18 protein-coding genes are annotated in these 17,025 nt (G+C 41.8%); 10 read left to right on the forward strand and 8 right to left on the reverse strand.

Translation table 11 applies throughout. The features are described 5' to 3' along the window. Window positions 1-135: 135 nt before the first annotated feature. Window positions 136-1,347: a 3-(3-hydroxy-phenyl)propionate transporter MhpT gene (gene mhpT, locus FTU13_RS09190; RefSeq protein ID WP_078193261.1), complete on the reverse strand. Its 1,212-nt coding sequence runs from the start codon at window positions 1,345-1,347 to the stop codon at window positions 136-138. A 723-nt stretch (window positions 1,348-2,070) separates the two neighbouring features. Here mhpT and dapA point away from each other — a divergent pair. Genes dapA through purC form a run of 3 tightly spaced genes read left to right on the forward strand, consistent with a single transcriptional unit; the run spans window position 2,071 to window position 4,347 of the window. Beyond that, window positions 2,071-2,970, forward strand: coding sequence for a 4-hydroxy-tetrahydrodipicolinate synthase (gene dapA, locus FTU13_RS09195; protein ID WP_078193262.1), 900 nt, complete (start codon window positions 2,071-2,073; stop codon window positions 2,968-2,970). 15 nt (window positions 2,971-2,985) lie between these two features. Beyond that, the gene (locus FTU13_RS09200; RefSeq protein ID WP_078193263.1) at window positions 2,986-3,591 is read left to right on the forward strand and encodes a lipoprotein-34 precursor (NlpB); all 606 of its coding nucleotides are present in this window, start codon (window positions 2,986-2,988) and stop codon (window positions 3,589-3,591) included. A gap of 36 nt (window positions 3,592-3,627) precedes the next feature. Then, entirely contained in the window at window positions 3,628-4,347 is a 720-nt protein-coding gene (gene purC / locus FTU13_RS09205) for a phosphoribosylaminoimidazolesuccinocarboxamide synthase (protein ID WP_078190626.1), read from the forward strand. Between the two features lie 339 nt (window positions 4,348-4,686). Here the strand turns inward: purC and FTU13_RS09210 are convergent, their stop codons facing one another. Then, complete coding sequence (locus FTU13_RS09210; protein WP_180127470.1) at window positions 4,687-5,958, reverse strand: replication-associated recombination protein A; 1,272 nt, start codon at window positions 5,956-5,958, stop codon at window positions 4,687-4,689. 252 nt (window positions 5,959-6,210) lie between these two features. Between FTU13_RS09210 and FTU13_RS09215 the strand changes: the two genes are divergently transcribed. Beyond that, entirely contained in the window at window positions 6,211-8,007 is a 1,797-nt protein-coding gene (locus tag FTU13_RS09215) for an EAL domain-containing protein (protein WP_180127471.1), read from the forward strand. Between the two features lie 20 nt (window positions 8,008-8,027). Then, complete coding sequence (locus tag FTU13_RS09220) at window positions 8,028-8,504, forward strand: DUF523 domain-containing protein (protein ID WP_078193265.1); 477 nt, start codon at window positions 8,028-8,030, stop codon at window positions 8,502-8,504. Between the two features lie 27 nt (window positions 8,505-8,531). On the opposite strand, the gene FTU13_RS09225 is transcribed toward FTU13_RS09220, so the two are convergent. Next, window positions 8,532-8,984: a YcgN family cysteine cluster protein gene (locus FTU13_RS09225; RefSeq protein WP_180036044.1), complete on the reverse strand. Its 453-nt coding sequence runs from the start codon at window positions 8,982-8,984 to the stop codon at window positions 8,532-8,534. A gap of 167 nt (window positions 8,985-9,151) precedes the next feature. Here FTU13_RS09225 and FTU13_RS09230 point away from each other — a divergent pair, with 167 nt between their 5' ends. Continuing rightward, a complete protein-coding gene (locus tag FTU13_RS09230; RefSeq protein WP_005006601.1) occupies window positions 9,152-9,310 on the forward strand; it encodes a DUF1328 domain-containing protein in 159 nt (52 codons plus the stop codon). 163 nt (window positions 9,311-9,473) lie between these two features. Here the strand turns inward: FTU13_RS09230 and murJ are convergent, their stop codons facing one another. Next, the gene (murJ, locus tag FTU13_RS09235) at window positions 9,474-11,015 is read right to left on the reverse strand and encodes a murein biosynthesis integral membrane protein MurJ (RefSeq protein ID WP_180092649.1); all 1,542 of its coding nucleotides are present in this window, start codon (window positions 11,013-11,015) and stop codon (window positions 9,474-9,476) included. A gap of 86 nt (window positions 11,016-11,101) precedes the next feature. Continuing rightward, entirely contained in the window at window positions 11,102-11,674 is a 573-nt protein-coding gene (gene ampD, locus FTU13_RS09240) for a 1,6-anhydro-N-acetylmuramyl-L-alanine amidase AmpD (protein ID WP_180127473.1), read from the reverse strand. 198 nt (window positions 11,675-11,872) lie between these two features. On the opposite strand from ampD, the gene nadC reads away from it, so the two are divergent. Further along, window positions 11,873-12,718, forward strand: a complete 846-nt coding sequence (gene nadC / locus FTU13_RS09245; RefSeq protein ID WP_180127476.1) for a carboxylating nicotinate-nucleotide diphosphorylase — start codon at window positions 11,873-11,875, stop codon at window positions 12,716-12,718. A gap of 72 nt (window positions 12,719-12,790) precedes the next feature. Here nadC and FTU13_RS09250 read toward each other — a convergent pair whose 3' ends face one another. Beyond that, window positions 12,791-13,030 (reverse strand): hypothetical protein, encoded by a 240-nt coding sequence (locus tag FTU13_RS09250; protein WP_180127478.1) that lies wholly within the window; start codon window positions 13,028-13,030, stop codon window positions 12,791-12,793. A gap of 150 nt (window positions 13,031-13,180) precedes the next feature. Next, window positions 13,181-13,897 (reverse strand): ribonuclease PH, encoded by a 717-nt coding sequence (rph, locus tag FTU13_RS09255; protein ID WP_111885099.1) that lies wholly within the window; start codon window positions 13,895-13,897, stop codon window positions 13,181-13,183. 176 nt (window positions 13,898-14,073) lie between these two features. Here rph and FTU13_RS09260 point away from each other — a divergent pair, with 176 nt between their 5' ends. After that, window positions 14,074-14,751, forward strand: coding sequence for a TetR family transcriptional regulator (locus FTU13_RS09260; protein WP_180127480.1), 678 nt, complete (start codon window positions 14,074-14,076; stop codon window positions 14,749-14,751). A gap of 59 nt (window positions 14,752-14,810) precedes the next feature. Here FTU13_RS09260 and FTU13_RS09265 read toward each other — a convergent pair whose 3' ends face one another. Continuing rightward, complete coding sequence (locus FTU13_RS09265; protein ID WP_111885097.1) at window positions 14,811-15,428, reverse strand: thiol:disulfide interchange protein DsbA/DsbL; 618 nt, start codon at window positions 15,426-15,428, stop codon at window positions 14,811-14,813. A 182-nt stretch (window positions 15,429-15,610) separates the two neighbouring features. Between FTU13_RS09265 and ubiG the strand changes: the two genes are divergently transcribed. Both ubiG and FTU13_RS09275 read left to right on the forward strand, forming a co-directional pair. Then, window positions 15,611-16,321: a bifunctional 2-polyprenyl-6-hydroxyphenol methylase/3-demethylubiquinol 3-O-methyltransferase UbiG gene (gene ubiG / locus FTU13_RS09270; RefSeq protein ID WP_078190637.1), complete on the forward strand. Its 711-nt coding sequence runs from the start codon at window positions 15,611-15,613 to the stop codon at window positions 16,319-16,321. Further along, a complete protein-coding gene (locus FTU13_RS09275; RefSeq protein ID WP_180127482.1) occupies window positions 16,321-17,019 on the forward strand; it encodes an HAD family hydrolase in 699 nt (232 codons plus the stop codon). The genes ubiG and FTU13_RS09275 overlap by 1 nt, the downstream gene beginning before the upstream one ends. Window positions 17,020-17,025: the final 6 nt, after the last annotated feature.

Raw genomic sequence — 17,025 nt, forward strand, 5'->3', positions numbered from 1 at the left:
TTTTTTATTTTCTCATTCTGCTGCATTTTTACATAAAATACGTTTATTTATCTTGGCTTAAAGCATTAGTGCGACTTCTATTGTCGCCATAAAAAAGCCCGCATGATGCGGGCTTTTTTTGATATAACATGTTCCTTATGATGGAATACGACGTACCAATAACAACATAAATATTGCAGAGATTGCGATACATGGAATTGCCGCGGTAATCACCCCTGCCGCACCAAAACCTGCTGCCAATAACTGACCCGCAATTGCAGGGCCTAACATTGCACCGACACGACCAACGGCTGAAGCTACACCAACACCCGTACCACGTAACTGTGTTGGATACACGATACCACCGAAGGCATACAATACACCTTGGCAACCAATCACGAATGCACCGACTAAAGCTGACGCCATGTACATTTGGGTCAATGAACCTGCACCATTCAGCGCAAATAGACCTGCCAAAATACCGCCGTACATCAAAATGATCACATAAGCTTTCTTCCAACGGTCAGTCAACATACCTAAAATGATCGTACCAATGGTTGCACTCACCATGAAGTAGAACTGCGCAGTTGCACCATCTTTACGAGTGAAACCGAGTTCGGTGAACAACGACGGTAACCAGCTCAACATGATGTACACCACCATCAAGGTGAAGAAGTAGCTCACCCAAATTGAGAAAGTACGTAAACGGTTTTCTGTGTTAAAGAGGTTTTTGAAAGCACCTTGTTGCACTTCGCCATTGGCGGTCGCTTGAACCGCTTGATCTTTGGCTTTCAAGAATTCACGCGATTCGGGCAGGAACCAAATCATCAATGGAATCACAACAATCGGTAATAAACCGCCTAAATAGAAAATATTTTTCCAGTTTGCACCGAAGTCCGTCATTGCAACTAATGACAAGATTGCCGCACCCACAGGCATACCACAGTACATCAAACCGACTGCACGACCACGATTTTGTGGCGTTACTGCTTCAGATGCCAAGGTAATTAAAATTGGCATTGCTGCACCTAAACCTGCACCTGCAAGAAAACGTACAGCGAGTAAGCTATGGAAGCTATTTACCCATACCGTACATAAGGTAAAGATGGCGAACATCCCCGTAGACCAAATTAATACTTTTTTACGGCCCATTCGGTCTGCAATCCGACCACCCAACAAAGCACCAGGTAATAATCCTAAAATACCGGCACTAAAAAACACCCCTAGCTGCGAGCTATCCAGCCCGAAATATTCACGAATCCCTGCTGCTGCAATACCTGCAGCCTGAATATCCAGACCTTCGATTACGGCAATAAGGAAGCAGATTGCTACCGTGACAATAGCATGCTTGTTATCTGACTTTTCCATTGGAGAATCCTTGTTGTCATCAGCGTTCAAATTAAGTCGCATCATCGCTGAGCCTTATAAAGGATATAACTACCAATAAGTTGAAGCCTTTCGTCCAAAATTGGATTACGTGCATGGTGTAATAGTTTTTGTGCTTTAAGTCACAAAGTCGTAAAAACAATTAAAAATTTAAAATAAAAAAATATGAATCGTGCAATGAACAGTCAAATCAAGCGATCTTTTTAAACACTCATAAAAACATGTCTATTTCTATTAGATATAAAAAAGATTATTACCCAAGTTTTTAACAATCATTTGTAATAAAACCCGAGCGAATTGATATAGTTTTTAAATCTTTAGTCATTGTTATTTAATCTTAAATTCTGATTAAAAAGCACGGAATACACATAGATCAACCTTTTGCTGATGATTTAATCAATCCCATCAACCATGCCAACCCTCTCGATTGAATAACACATTTTCAAGATTCAGCCCTTGCTGAACAATTTTCAGGCTGCAAAAAAACCGCTATTTTACACTTGATTGTTTTAAGTTTGATTTGTATAAAGAATTTTATGGCTTTGACCAAAGCATATTGTTCTTATGCGTTTGATCAGTCATAATTTGCGTAAGCATTATTCAATTTGGGTATAGCCCAATGAACATGCTACAAATCAAAATTCGAAACCATCCAGAAATCAATATTTCATCTTGTCGGATGGACAAATAGGATAGCTTTTCAAAATGACTCAGCAAGCTCAGACCATTCAAGGTTCAATTGTCGCAATCGTCACCCCAATGTTTGAAGATGGCAGCGTAGATTGGAAGAGCCTCGAGAAGCTGGTTGAGTGGCATATAAAGCAAGGCACTAACAGTATTGTTGCTGTAGGGACTACAGGTGAAGCTTCTACCTTGAGCATGGCCGAACACACTCAGGTGATCAAAGAAATCATCCGTGTGGCGAACAAACGCATTCCAATTATTGCCGGCACAGGTGCAAACTCAACCCACGAAGCAATTGAACTCACCAAAGAAGCCAAAGAATTAGGTGCAGATGCGGCATTATTAGTTACACCATACTATAACAAACCTACCCAAGAAGGCCTGTATCAACACTACAAAGCGATTGCTGAAGCTGTTGATTTACCTCAAATTTTGTACAATGTACCTGGCCGAACCGGTGTAGACATGCACAACGACACCGTGATCCGTCTTGCTGATATTCCACAAATCGTGGGCATTAAAGACGCCACTGGCGATGTTCCTCGTGGTCAAGAACTCATTGAAGGCCTTAAAGGCAAAGATATGGTGGTGTACTCAGGTGATGATGCAACGGCTTATCAGTTAATGGGTTTAGGTGCTAAAGGCAACATTTCGGTTACTGCGAACGTGGCGCCAAAAGAAATGAGCGAAGTGTGTGCAAGCGCTTTGGCGGGTGACGCAGTCCAAGCCGAGCAACAAAACAATACTGTTGCAAATTTACATCAAATTTTATTTTGCGAATCGAACCCAATTCCTGTGAAATGGGCACTTCATGAGATGAACCTGATTGAAACAGGCATTCGCTTACCATTAACACCCCTTGCAGAACAATATCGTACTCCGCTTCGTGAAGCACTCATCACTGCGGGCGTTATCAAATAAAGAAGAGCAAACATCATGCAATTACGTTTAGGACTTAGCCTGGCACTTTCAGTATTTACATTAGCCGGTTGTAGTTCACTTGCCTTTAATAATGGCACACTGGACTATAAACAAACCACAGATGTTGAACCGCTGAAATACCCTGAAGGGTCAATGGTTCGTCCTGCAACGCCTTTGTATCCTGCTCCATCAGTTGACCCACTAGCAATTGAGCATGCACCAAAGCTTGAAAATAAGCGCGGCAATCGCTATGCCCTTCCGCGTCCAGCCGCGGAAAAAAATAATGTCGTCGCAGATTCCTCAACAGACAGTACAAATATTAGCCGCCCTCAACTATTGGTGGATGGAAATCAAAATCCACTGATCAAAGTTGAAGGAAATTCTGCTACAATTTGGCAATACACACTTGCTACCCTCAGCAGCCTTAACCATACCATTGTTGGTCAGAGCAAAAACCGTTACGAAGTAACCGTCAAGGTCGATCAGCAGACCTATGTCTTAAGACTTTCTTCTGTAGGTTCAAGCAATAACATCGCTGTGTTCAATGCCGATAACAGTTTTGCAGACAAAGAAAAAGCTGCAGATCTGTTAGCTCAGATTTACCAAAATTGGCCAGCCTAGTCGTACTAGGCATTTTTTCTCGAAAAAGGTTCCCTCATGTTAAAACAAACCTTGCTCTATACTGGTAAAGCGAAATCTGTTTATGAAACAGATAGTTCTGACCACCTCATCCTAGTTTTCCGTGACGATGCTTCTGCATTCAACGGTGAAAAAATTGAACAACTGGATCGCAAAGGTAAGGTGAACAACCGTTTTAACGCCTTTATCATGGAAAAATTGGCTGCGGCTGGTATCGAAACTCATTTCGAAAAACTTCTTTCTCCAACTGAAGTTTTAGTGAAAAAATTAACCATGGTTCCTGTAGAGTGCGTAATTCGTAACTATGCAGCAGGTTCACTTTGCCGTCGTTTAGGCGTTGAAGAAGGTAAAGAACTTACTCCGCCAACTTTCGAATTGTTCTTCAAAGACGATGCGTTAGGCGACCCAATGGTGAATGAATCACAAGCGATTGCATTAGGTTGGGCGACTGCAGAACAACTCGCTCAAATGAAAGAATTGACTTATAAAGTAAACGAAGTACTTAAAGGTCTATTCGATGCAGGCAACATGCTGCTTGTTGACTTTAAACTTGAATTTGGCGTGTTCCACGACCGTATCGTACTAGGTGACGAATTCTCTCCAGACGGCTGCCGTCTATGGGACAAAGACACTAAGAAAAAACTCGACAAAGACCGTTTCCGTCAAGGTTTAGGCGGTGTAGTTGAAGCTTATGAAGAAGTTGCTGCACGTTTAGGTATCGACCTTTCTGATATCTAAATCGTCCATCGATTATAAAAACCGAGCTCTTTAGCTCGGTTTTTTAATGAAATATTACTCGATTAATCCATGATCGAAAAAACAAATGTTAACCATAAAAATCCTCTGTTTCACATTTACCCACGTTCACACTAAGATAGCTACATATCAGGCAGCACCAGGATCTATACTTCTCCAATGTGTATGCCGACCAGATTTTCCATCTACCCTCTAGGATGTATCTCCCCCAAAGACATCCTATTTTTTCAGCCCAACTCGCCTTGAGTTGGGCTTTTTTTTGCATGAAATAGACATAAAAAAGGGCGCCGAAGCGCCTTCCCATTATGATCATTCAAATTATTACTGCTGTTGTTGTTGCATCCAACGTCGTTGCTGCAAACGCTCACCTTCAACTTCACGTTTATTACGTGCAGACTCATACAGCTTAGTGCCTTTCAGTTCAGGCGGCATATAATCCTGCATGACAAAATGCTCAGGATAATTATGTGGATATAAATAGTCCACGCCATAGCCTTGCTCTTTCATCAATTTGGTTGGTGCATTTCTCAAATGTAGTGGCACAGGTAGATTCGAGGTTTTTTCTGCCAAATCTAAGGCTTTGTTGATGGCCAAATAAGTACTGTTACTTTTAGCACTGGTTGCCAAATACACCGCACATTGCCCCAAAATGATTCGACATTCAGGCATACCAATTGCCTGCACAGATCGGAAACATTCTCCAGCCAACAGTAAAGCATTTGGATTTGAGTTGCCAATATCTTCAGATGCCGCAATCAACATACGACGGGCAATAAAAACAGGATCTTCACCACCTTTGAGCATTCGAGCCATCCAATACAAAGCGGCATCTGGATCACTGCCTCGAATCGACTTAATAAAAGCCGAAACTAGATCATAATGCTGTTCGCCCGATTTGTCATAGCGTGCAATATTTTGCTGCGCAACTTTGACTACCACCGCATTGTTAATGATATTCTCTAAGTCTGGCTCAAACGTACTGGCGATTAAATCTAAAAGATTTAATGCTTTACGAGCGTCACCTGCGGCAAATTGAAATAAAGCTTCATATTCTTTGATTTGAATATAACGCTCTTTTAAAAACGAATCTTGCTGAATGGCTTGATCCAATAAGCGCTGAATTGCGTCATTATCCAGAGCATTTAAGGTATACACCTGACAACGCGACAATAAGGCATTATTAACTTCAAATGAAGGGTTTTCTGTGGTTGCACCAATCAGGGTAATTTTGCCCTTTTCAACTGCATTCAGTAATGCATCTTGTTGTGACTTATTAAAACGATGAATTTCATCAATAAACACCACAGGTGTCAATAAATCTCCACCATCGGCGATGATTTCACGTAACTCTTTCACCCCAGTATTGAGCGCAGATAAACTAATAAATGGTCGGTCAACAGCCTGCGCCAACAACAATGCAATCGTGGTTTTACCTACACCCGGAGGTCCCCAAAAAATAATCGATGGCAAATGCCCTTGGTCAATCATCTGGCGTAACGGTGCATCTTCACCCAGAAGGTGATCTTGTCCAATAATTTGCGATAAATCATGAGGACGCATGCGTTCAGGAAGAGGAATTTGGCTGTCTGACATCTTATTATTTCGTTTCCGGCAATTGGGGACGTTTTTTCTATTCTAACACTGCCTTGGCAGAATCTTTGCTTTATTCGGTATTCAATTTAGGAGGGTGGTTTAATGTCGTTATTTAAGTATCTTGCATGTAAAAAAGCTTAGGCGAATGTTAACTATAATGTAACAAGACATCCTAGCCCTTATTGATCAAATTAAAGTATCATCGGCAAGATATCCCATTTTAGACTTGCCTGACCCAATTGGACAGATTGTATGAAGCAATCAACAAAGCAAAAGCGAATCGTTCAAGTTCAACAAGGCATTGATCTACCTATAAATTTATTTCAAAAAATGCCCCAAGCCAAGAATATACAATTACAAGATAATCAATGCGCTGAATTACGAGAAAAACTGAATAGTCGTAATCAAATGTTAGATGCCAGTGTCGACTGTATAAAATTATTAAGTCTAGACGGTCATGTTCTGCATATGAACCGCGCGGGATGTTTAGCTCTGGGCGTACCTCTAACTGAAACTGAGTTTGGTATGTCTTGGCATAAATTACTGCCTGAAGAAGTCCGTGACGCGTGTTTGAATGCTTTTGCCGAAGCCAAAGAAGGTAAAATATCTCGCTTTGTTGGCATGAGCCAAGTAGCAGATGAACCCTTGGCTTATTGGGATAATATGCTCAGCCCAGTATTCAACGAATATGGCCAAGTCAAAGAAATCCTCTGTGTATCACGTGATATTACGATACAGCGACTTGCAGAAAATAAACTTCAACGCATCATTGAACGAGATGATTTAACAGGTTTATTAAACCGCCGTGCGTTTAGTCGAGTATTTAAAAGCCAATTAAAAGTGGCGCGAGAACATCAGCAACAACTGGGTTTGTTATTAATCGATCTAGATTATTTTAAGCATATTAACGACACCTTAGGTCATAGTGCAGGAGACCATTTACTGCATACCCTTGGGCAGCGTTTTCAGCAATGTTTTGATACAAATATTGTAGTTTCACGTTTAGGTGGCGATGAATTTGCCATTTCTATTCCAAATTTAAAATCGCAACAACAATTACAGAATTTTGCCAGCATCGCCTGTCAGCAAATGGACATGCCCATTTTCTATAATGGGCAAATTATCAATATTGGTATGAGTATTGGCTGTGCGATCTACCCTCGCGATGCACAAAATACCTCCAATTTACTTAAATGTGCTGATATTGCGCTAAATGATTTAAAAAGCAGTGGTCGTGGTGGTGTACGAATGTTCAACCATACTATGTTCAAAACCCTTGAAAATACTACTCGCCAATTAACGCTTGCACGCAGCTTGATTAAGTCCAATCAAATTATTCCGTTTTATCAACCCAAAGTTCGTCTGTCTGACAGTCAAGTTATCGGCTTTGAAGCGTTGTTACGTTGGTATGATAAAGACCAACAATTACAATTACCTTCTCAAATTTTTGCTGCATTTCAAGATTATGAATTGGCTTCACGCATTAGTGAAACAATGCAAATTAAAATCTTTCAAGATATTCAAAAATGGATTGAACTTGGACTGCAACCGCTACCGATTTCAATAAATGCTGCACCTGTCGAATTTTTACGTGATGATTATGCGGAAAAACTACTGAATCGCTTAAAGCAGTTTGGTATATCACCAGACATTATTGAGGTCGAAATTACCGAGCAAAGCCTGTCAGAACGTGGCTCAAATTATGTGATTCGCGCTCTCCATTTATTAAAAGAGCATGGCATACACATTTCTCTAGATGATTTTGGTACAGGTCATTCATCATTAACACGTTTGAGTAATTACCCTGTCGACTGTATTAAGATAGACCGTAATTTTGTGGAACGCATGCATACCGACTGTTCAGCACTTGCCATTGTCAAAGCGATTACACAAATTGGTGCGAGTGTTTCCCTGAATATATTAGTCGAAGGTATAGAGAAACCGGAACAGGTCGATACCTTAAAAGAATGTAATTGTCATACTGGACAAGGTTTTTACTTTTATCGTCCGCTCAGTTATGACCATGCGATGGAACTTTTGAGTCACTAAAACTTGTGGAGCATGACACGATGACACTGAAGTATTTAGTCAGTGCCTGTCTGGCAGGCCAACCCGTTCGTTATGATGCCAAATCAAATACACAACAAGCGATTTGCCAACTGATGCAGACTCACCAAGTCATTACGGCCTGCCCAGAAATGATGGGCGGCCTGAGCTGTCCACGTTTTCCTGCAGAAATTCAAAATGGTCAAGCCACTGATGTGCTCAATGGTACAGCTCAAGTTAAAGATGTTTTGGGGACAGACGTTAGTGCTGAATTTATTGCAGGTGCTCAACGAATGTTAGAATTGGCCCAATTACACAAAGTTGATGTTGTTGTCTTGAAAGATCGCAGCCCGTCTTGCGGCAGCCATTATATTTATGACGGCAGCTTTACCCGTACGAAAATTGAAGGCTATGGAGTAACCACAGCACTCCTCAAACAGCACGGTTTTCAGGTTCTGTCAGAACAAGACTTTCTGGCTATGATACAAGATCAACTCTAGATCCAAGATAGAGCGTATCTGTGTCCTTTAGCGTACCCAACGTACAATATAATCTTCAATATCATCAGGGTTGACGTCTTCTTCACTGATGCAACGCCCTGCGGCAGACTTTCGTGCCTTCAAAATACTGTCACGATTTCCCGTCACTAGATGATGCCAACGTGGTAAATCTTTACCCTCAGAAATTCTACGATAAGCACAGCTCGGTGGTAGCCAATGAAATTGGTGAATCTGATGTGGCGTCAGCTGTATACAGTCTGGAACATGTGATTGACGATTTGGATAATCGGAGCAAGATGCCTTTTCACAATCTAAAAGTTTGCATGCCACTTTGGTGTAGGCAACCTCATGAGTATCTTCATCTTCAAGCTTAATTAAACAGCAAAGCCCGCAACCATCACAGAGTGACTCCCACTCCAAATGGGTGAGTTCAGTCAAAGCATGCTTTTTCCAAAAATGTGGGCGTAGAGTATCGGTCATCTTCTCGCTCGCAACAAAGGTGGCAGGCATATTAACTGAACCTGCACATTAATTCTTTGTTTAAGTTACCGAATATTGAACATTAAATAAACAAAAGACTACATAGTAGGTTTTTTTAGCCTCTTATAATGGGCATACAGAATAAAAAATCACATGGAGATAAAACTATGTTCCGCTGGGCTATTATTTTCGCTGTAATTGCATTGATTGCGAGTCTGCTAGGTTTTGGTGGTGTGGCAGGCTTATCCAAAGACTTTGCTGTTATTCTTTTGGTTATTGCAGTTATCCTTGCAATTGTTGGTTTCCTCTCTCGAGGAAAAGTTTAGGCGACGGATTGTATGTCGTTTTAAACTACAAATTACCCCCCTTAGACTCATGGATAAGAAACATACGTTTTTATCATCTTGAGTGTCAATGAAAAAAATAAGAGCCTATGTGCTCTTATTTTTTTACATCCACGTAAACTTACTACGTTGTGTGGTTTTAGCTTTATGGTTTTAAATGACGTGGTCTAAAGCCTGTTGCAATTAAGGCGATACCATAAGCAGCAACACCAATCACACATAAGATGATCACTTCCGCGACACGCATCCACGCAGATACATCACCGTTGTACCATGTTAAGCCATACCACAGAGCAGCAATCATCACAGCATTGGCTATCGCAAACTGAATCACCAACTTTTTCCAATGCGCCCCAAAACGGAAAATATTGCGCTTATGTAAATAAAAATACAGCATCCCTGCATTTACTAATGCGGAACCAGAGGATGCCAATGCCAAGGCCATATGCTCAGCATGCCAATCAATCAGTTTAAAGAATCCAATAAACACCACATTAAGAATGGCATTGGCTGCGACCGCCATTAAACCTACACGTACTGGAGTTTTGGTATCTTGTTGCGCATAAAACCCTGGTGCAAACACTTTGATGAGCATGAATGAAATCACACCGGCACTCATACATTGCAATGCCAATGCGGTCATCTGTGTATCTTCAAAGCTAAATTGACCACGTTCAAATAAGGCCTGAATAATAGGTGTAGAGAGCATGAAAAGCGCAATACTGGCAGGCACACCCACCAAGATAATGACCTTAGCTGCCCAATCAATCATACGGCGGAATTTGTCCTGATCTTGTTCAGCATGGCGTGCAGACAATGACGGTAAAATCACGGTACCAATAGCTACCCCAATCAAACCTAAAGGTAGCTCGGTCATACGTTCAGCACTATATAGCCATGATACTGAACCATCTTGCATAAAAGACGCCCAAATGGTGTTCAACAGTAGGTTGATCTGCGTCACTGAGACACCAAACAGTGCTGGCAGCATCAACTTCATGATCCGATCAACACCTTCGTGTTTGAAGTCAACTTTCGGTGGAATCAGTAATTTTTTACGCCACAGCTCTGGAATCTGAATCGCCAATTGCAAGAATCCTGCCGCGACAACAGACCAACCCAAAGCCATAATTGGCTCAGCCATATAAGGGGTTAACCACAGCGCACCGGCAATCATCGCAACATTGAGTAACACTGGAGCGAACGCAGGTGTACTGAATGAGCCATAACTGTTCAAAATACTGCTGGCAAATGCCGTTAAGGACATAAACAGTAAGTAAGGAATCGTTAGGCGGAACATATCGGTAGCTAACGCAAACTTGTCTGCATCACCATGGAAACCCGGTGCATAGATATAAATAATGGCAGGTGCCGCCACCATTGCGATGAACGTCAAACTAGTCATCACCAGACCTAAACAGCCAAAAACACGGCTAATCAGAATCTGGACTTCGGCATGGGTTCGACTGGTTTTATATTCAGTTAATACAGGAATAAAGGCTTGCGAAAATGCCCCTTCTGCGAATAAGCGCCTAAAAAAGTTAGGAATACGAAAGGCAACCACGAAGGTATCGAAGTCTTTACCTGCACCAAATACATTTAACAGGACAATATCCCGTACCAGTCCCAATACACGGGACAACATAGTCATTGCACTGACAATGACTGTCGAACGCCAAAGCGCCATCGGTATTTCTCACTTTTGAAAGTGCGCCTATTGTAATGAAACTCGTCAAGGAATTTCATTGGTTTATTAAACGCAGTATGTATTGTTTATTTGTTTTTAAAATGATGCAGCTGTTGACGAAAAGCGTTCCACTCAAAAAATGGACCCGGATCAGTTTTACGTCCCGGTGCAATATCTGAATGCCCTGCAATATGTTGTTGAATTTTTGGATAAACCTGTTGTAAACACGCCACGATCTCGGTCAGCACGGCATATTGTGCAGCTTCAAAAGGTAAATCATCACTTCCTTCGAGTTCAATGCCTATCGAATAATCATTACATTCTTTTTGTGCTAAATAGGTAGAACGCCCTGCATGCCAAGCACGATCGTTAAAATTCACAAATTGCAGTACTTCACCTGTACGCAAGATCAATAAATGGGTAGAAACCTCCATACCTTCAATGGTTTGAAAATAAGGATGTTTCGACCAATCCAACTGATTTTGGAAAAATTGTTCGATATAACCACCGCCGAACTGAGAAGGTGGCAAACTAATATTATGAATGACGACAAGCTGAATTTCGGTATCTGCGGGACGCTGGTTAAAATTCGGTGATGGAATTTGACGCGCACCTAGCAATTGCCCATCCTGCACCTGAAATGTTGTTGCTTGTGACATAAAAAAATCCTGTGTCTAAGCCGGCCTGCAATGCTGCAGATCAAAACGCCGAGCCCTACTTGAAAGGTTTAATGCTAAAACTTTCACATTGAAATCTCAATTCAAGTCTGTGAAAGGAGTTAAAAATCGCTCATTTTTAAGGAACAATGCTAATATAACGCGCACATTTTCCTGGGTTAAAAAGATACGGAACTTCTTATGAGCATATCGCAATCTTTGCTTGAACAATCAATCCAAATCAATATTCAACACGCACTACAAGAAGATATTGGCGAAGGCGATATTACAGCCCTGTTAACTCCAGAAGATGAACAAGCCACTGCAACGATTATCAGCCGTGAAGAGATGATCTTGGCGGGTCAGCCTTGGGTTAATGCACTCATTCAGGCTTACGATGCCGCTGTCCAAGTCACTTGGTTGAAACATGATGGTGACCGTGTTGCCGCAGGCGAAGCCTTTTTAAAACTCGCAGGTTCTGCGCGTAGTTTACTCACGGTTGAGCGTCCAGCCTTAAATTTTATACAAACATTATCTGCAGTAGCGACTAAAACTGCTGCCTATGTCCAGCAGCTTGAAGGTTTGAATACTCGTTTACTCGATACCCGTAAAACCTTACCAGGCCTACGTATTGCACAAAAATATGCAGTTGCTGTCGGAGGTGGTCAAAACCATCGCTTAGGTTTATTTGATGCGTTTTTAATTAAAGAAAATCACATCATGGCAGTAGGTGGCATTAGCCAAGCTATTGCTAAAGCGCATACCATTGCTCCGGGTAAACCTGTGGAAGTTGAAGTCGAAACTTGGGATGAACTCAACCAAGCGTTGGAAGCAGGTGCGGATATTGTGATGCTAGATAACTTTAGTCAGCAACAAATGATTGATGCCGTCAAACATGTGAATGGTCGCTGCAAACTTGAAGCCTCAGGCAATATCACTATTGCAAATTTACGTGAAGTGGCAACGACAGGGGTCGATTATATTTCGATGGGTGTGCTTACCAAAGATGTGACAGCGATTGATTTATCGATGCGCTTTAATGCCTAAGCTCTAGGCTTACTCTAAACATAAATAAAGGGTGCTGTCGCACCCTTTTTTCTGCTTAACCTCTAGCATGACTTAATCATCATCTTGCTGTTGTTTTGCACCTCGTTGATCTTCATGTTCAGAGTCCTTTTCATGCTCCGCATCGTCTTCATGCTGCTCGCGCTCATCTTGATCATCGTCCTGATCTTTTGAGTTTTCACTTTGTTCAGAAAAATGACCACCTTCACGCTCTTGATCCTGATTCCCCAAAAAATCACAACCACTGATCAAAAATACGCTGAATAAACAAAAATACATCATCCAATTTTTCATTTTTAGTCCTTCAAAGCATCCTGATTCTATTAATTTGAGTCAAAGACACGATACTTAATAGCCGATTCTTGTTGGATTTTCTATATTCAGCGCATAAAAAAACGCATCCGAAGATGCGCTCTTTATTCAGTTTAAACTGAATCAAACAACTTACCAGCCTAAAGCTTCTTGTTGTTTTTTGATCAATTCTTGAATGCCTTTTTCAGCCAATTCAAGCATTTCATTACACTGTGCACGCGTAAATGGTTTGTCTTCAGCTGTGCCTTGAAGTTCAATGAACTCACCTGCTTGTGTCATGACCACATTTAAGTCAGTTTGGCAGTTTGAATCTTCTTCATAGCAAAGATCAAGTAATGCTTCATCTTGATACATACCTACAGAAACAGCTGCAACTAAGCCTTTAAGCGGATCTTGTTTGATTTTTTTATTTTCAAGCAAGACATTCATCGCATCGACCAAAGCAACAGCTGCACCTGTGATTGATGCTGTGCGTGTACCGCCATCTGCTTGAATCACATCACAGTCGATGCTAATGGTATTTTCACCCAATTTTTTCAAATCAACCATGGCACGTAAGCTACGACCGATCAAACGTTGGATTTCTTGTGTACGACCACTTTGTTTACCACGTGCTGCTTCACGGTCACTACGGGTATGTGTAGAACGTGGAAGCATGCCGTATTCCGCAGTTACCCAGCCTTGACCTTTCCCTTTAAGGAAACGTGGCACTGAGTTGTCTACACTTGCAGTACAAAGAACTTTTGTATGACCAAATTCAACCAATACAGAACCTTCCGCATAACGTGTGTAGTTACGGGTAATTTTTACTTCACGTAATTGATCTAATGCTCGTTGGTCGATACGCATGATGAGTCCTTAATCTGACAAAATTGATTGCGGTACATTATAACAGAAGGTACAGCCAGATTCGGGACGCATTCGTGCGCATTTACAAAATCCATTCATCCAAGTTTTGATAGGCCCATCGTACGACATCAGGAAATTTGTTAGACTGAAGCCACGCAAAATTCAGGAAGAATTGCATGTCGATACGGGAAGAACGTAAGCAACAAAGTCGTAAAGCTATCCTTGATGCAGCGCTTGCATTGAGTACTACGGGCCGTTCTTTCAGTAGCCTGAGCTTACGCGAAATTTCCCGTCATGTCGGCTTGGTTCCTGCTGCGTTTTATCGCCATTTTCAAGACATTGACGAACTCGGTTTGGAACTGGTCGACCAAATGGCCCTGCACCTTCGCAATGTTCTCAATCAACTGAGTCAGCAATGCTTTCAAGCACCAGATGCACGAACACGACAGAGTCTGGATTATTTATTTCATGCCGTTGAGCAATTTCCTGAGGCATGGATGTTTCTCATTGCAGAGCGTTGGGGCGGTTCAGCATCCTTAAGACAAGCCATTACACGTGAGTTTAATTTTCTCAGTACCGATTTGGCCCATGCACTGGCTCAAGTTGAAGCGACTCAACATATTCAATCCGAACAAGACCTCAAAGTATTGGGACAAATTTTGTTTGAATTGGCCTTAAGTTGGGCAATGCAGTGGATTGACTTACATCGACATGTTGAGCTTCCACAACGTACTGATGTGCTACAACAATTTCGCCGCCAAGCTCAGACCCAAGTTCAGCTCTTATTTCGTGGCATCTTGCACTGGGATCGATCTTTGGCTCAAATCGCTGATCCGCAAAATTTATCGACCTAAAACGCAAAATTTATCGCCATAAAAAAGCCGCATCGAGTGCGGCTTTTTTATGACATCTGTTATTTCGCTTTGCGTTCTTTATCAACAAGGAATTTCACGATTTCAACGGTACGTGCATCTTCACCTTGTACGATGTATTTACCATTGACGGTAATCGCAGGCACGCCGCTCAATTGATATTGAGCCGCTAAGCTTTTCGCTTGAGCAATTTTTGAAGACACAGCAAATGATTTAAATGTGCTGTTAAATTTCGCTTCAGGAACACCATAACGGGTGTAGAACTTCGCAAATGCGCCTTGTTCTAAGATATTTTTCTGACCCACATGAATGTCATGGAACAATTGTAAATGTGCTTTTTGACGAACGCCCAGTGCTTCCGATGCATAGTAAGCACGTGCGCCTTGTTCCCAAAGTGGATTCATTGCTGCAGGTGTACGCACAAAACGAACGTCTTTAGGCAATTGCTTTAACCACGTTTGCATATGTGGTTCTAATGTAAAGCAATGTGGGCAACCATACCAAAAGAACTCACGAACTTCGATTTTACCCGGACGTTCGACTTTAATCGGTTTTGGAATAACCGTGTAATCAGTCCCCGCGACAAATTGTGCTGCCATCGCACTGCCAGAAAAAGCCAAAATAGCTGTTGTAATCGTGCCTAAAAGGAATTTTTTCATTGAACTTATCGTCCTCAAAATCATTATGATTAGTTTATGGCAACACTATAAATCAAATCTGTCGATTTCGTTTTCATTCTGTGAACTTTTTTAAGGCTTTTATCGCTTTTTTTTCAGGACGCGCTACACTAACTCCCATAAACTTTTTTCTAAAATATAAAGACTTGATTGAGGTGCAACCGATGTCGCAATTGAATGTTGATCCACAAGAAATTGCCAAATTTGAAGCTTTCGCAGCCATATGGTGGGATCAGCATTCTGAGTTCCGCCCTTTGCACATGATTAATCCCCTGCGTTTGAACTGGATTGATGAGCATTCAAATGGTATCACTGGCAAGAAAGTATTAGATGTAGGCTGTGGCGGCGGTATTTTAGCTGAAAGCATGGCACGTCGTGGCGCGCAAGTATTGGGTATCGACATGGGCGAAGCGCCATTAAATGTTGCACGCCTACATGCCGAACAAGAAAATGTGCAAAATATTGAATATCGCCAAGTACCTGTAGAGCAATTGGCAGAAGAACAAGCAGGTCAATATGACGTCGTTACCTGTATGGAAATGCTCGAACATGTACCTGATCCAGCATCAATTATTTTAGCGTGTCAAAAACTGGTAAAACCGGGTGGTCATGTATTCTTCTCGACCATTAACCGTAATCCTAAAGCGTATTTGTTTGCGATTATTGGAGCGGAATATGTTTTACGCATGTTGGCGAAAGGCACTCATGATTATTCCAAGTTTATTAAACCTTCAGAATTAGCTCATGATATTCGTCAAGCCGAGTTAAAACTCAAAGATATGACAGGTTTACATTATAACCCGATCACCAAACGCTATTGGCTCGCACCGAATGTGGATGTGAACTACATGGTTCATACGGTGAAAGAAGCCTAATGAAAGCTGTACTCTTTGATCTTGACGGTACACTGATTGATACCGCGGCTGATTTTATTCGTATTATTCAAGACATGTGCCGTGACAAAGGCATTGCGGTGGTCAGTGCAGAAGATATTCGTGTACAAGTATCTGAAGGCGCGCGTGCGATGGTCAAACTGGTCTATCCAGAGTTAGACGTTGAAGATCCTGCCTTTCTGGCACATCGTCAACGCTTTCTAGACCTGTATGGTGCTGATATTGCAGTTGATACCGATCTATTTGAAGGCATGTATCCACTACTCGCAGAGTTAGAACAACATCAAATTCCGTGGGGCATTGTCACCAATAAGCCGCGTTCACTCAGTGAAGCGTTGCTCAAAGCGTTGAATTTGAATGAGCGCTGCTCGGTATTGGTTTGCCCAGACGATGTCAGTAAAACCAAGCCAGACCCAGAACCGATGTATTTAGCAGCCAAGCACATTCATCTAGATGCTCAAGACTGTATCTATGTCGGTGATCATCCACGTGATATCGATGCCGGTCGTAATGCGCAGATGTACACAATTCTTGCGGCTTATGGCTATTTACCTTTACAACACAAAGATGACTTAACAGCTTGGCATGCAGATTGTATAGTGAAGACTGTTGCTGAATTGCATGAAGTCATTCATGATTTGGTCATCAAACCGAAAACGCTCAACACAGCGACTTTATAACGATAG

The sequence above is a fragment of the Acinetobacter sp. YH12064 genome (assembly GCF_013419735.1).
GTDB lineage: Bacteria > Pseudomonadota > Gammaproteobacteria > Pseudomonadales > Moraxellaceae > Acinetobacter > Acinetobacter amyesii.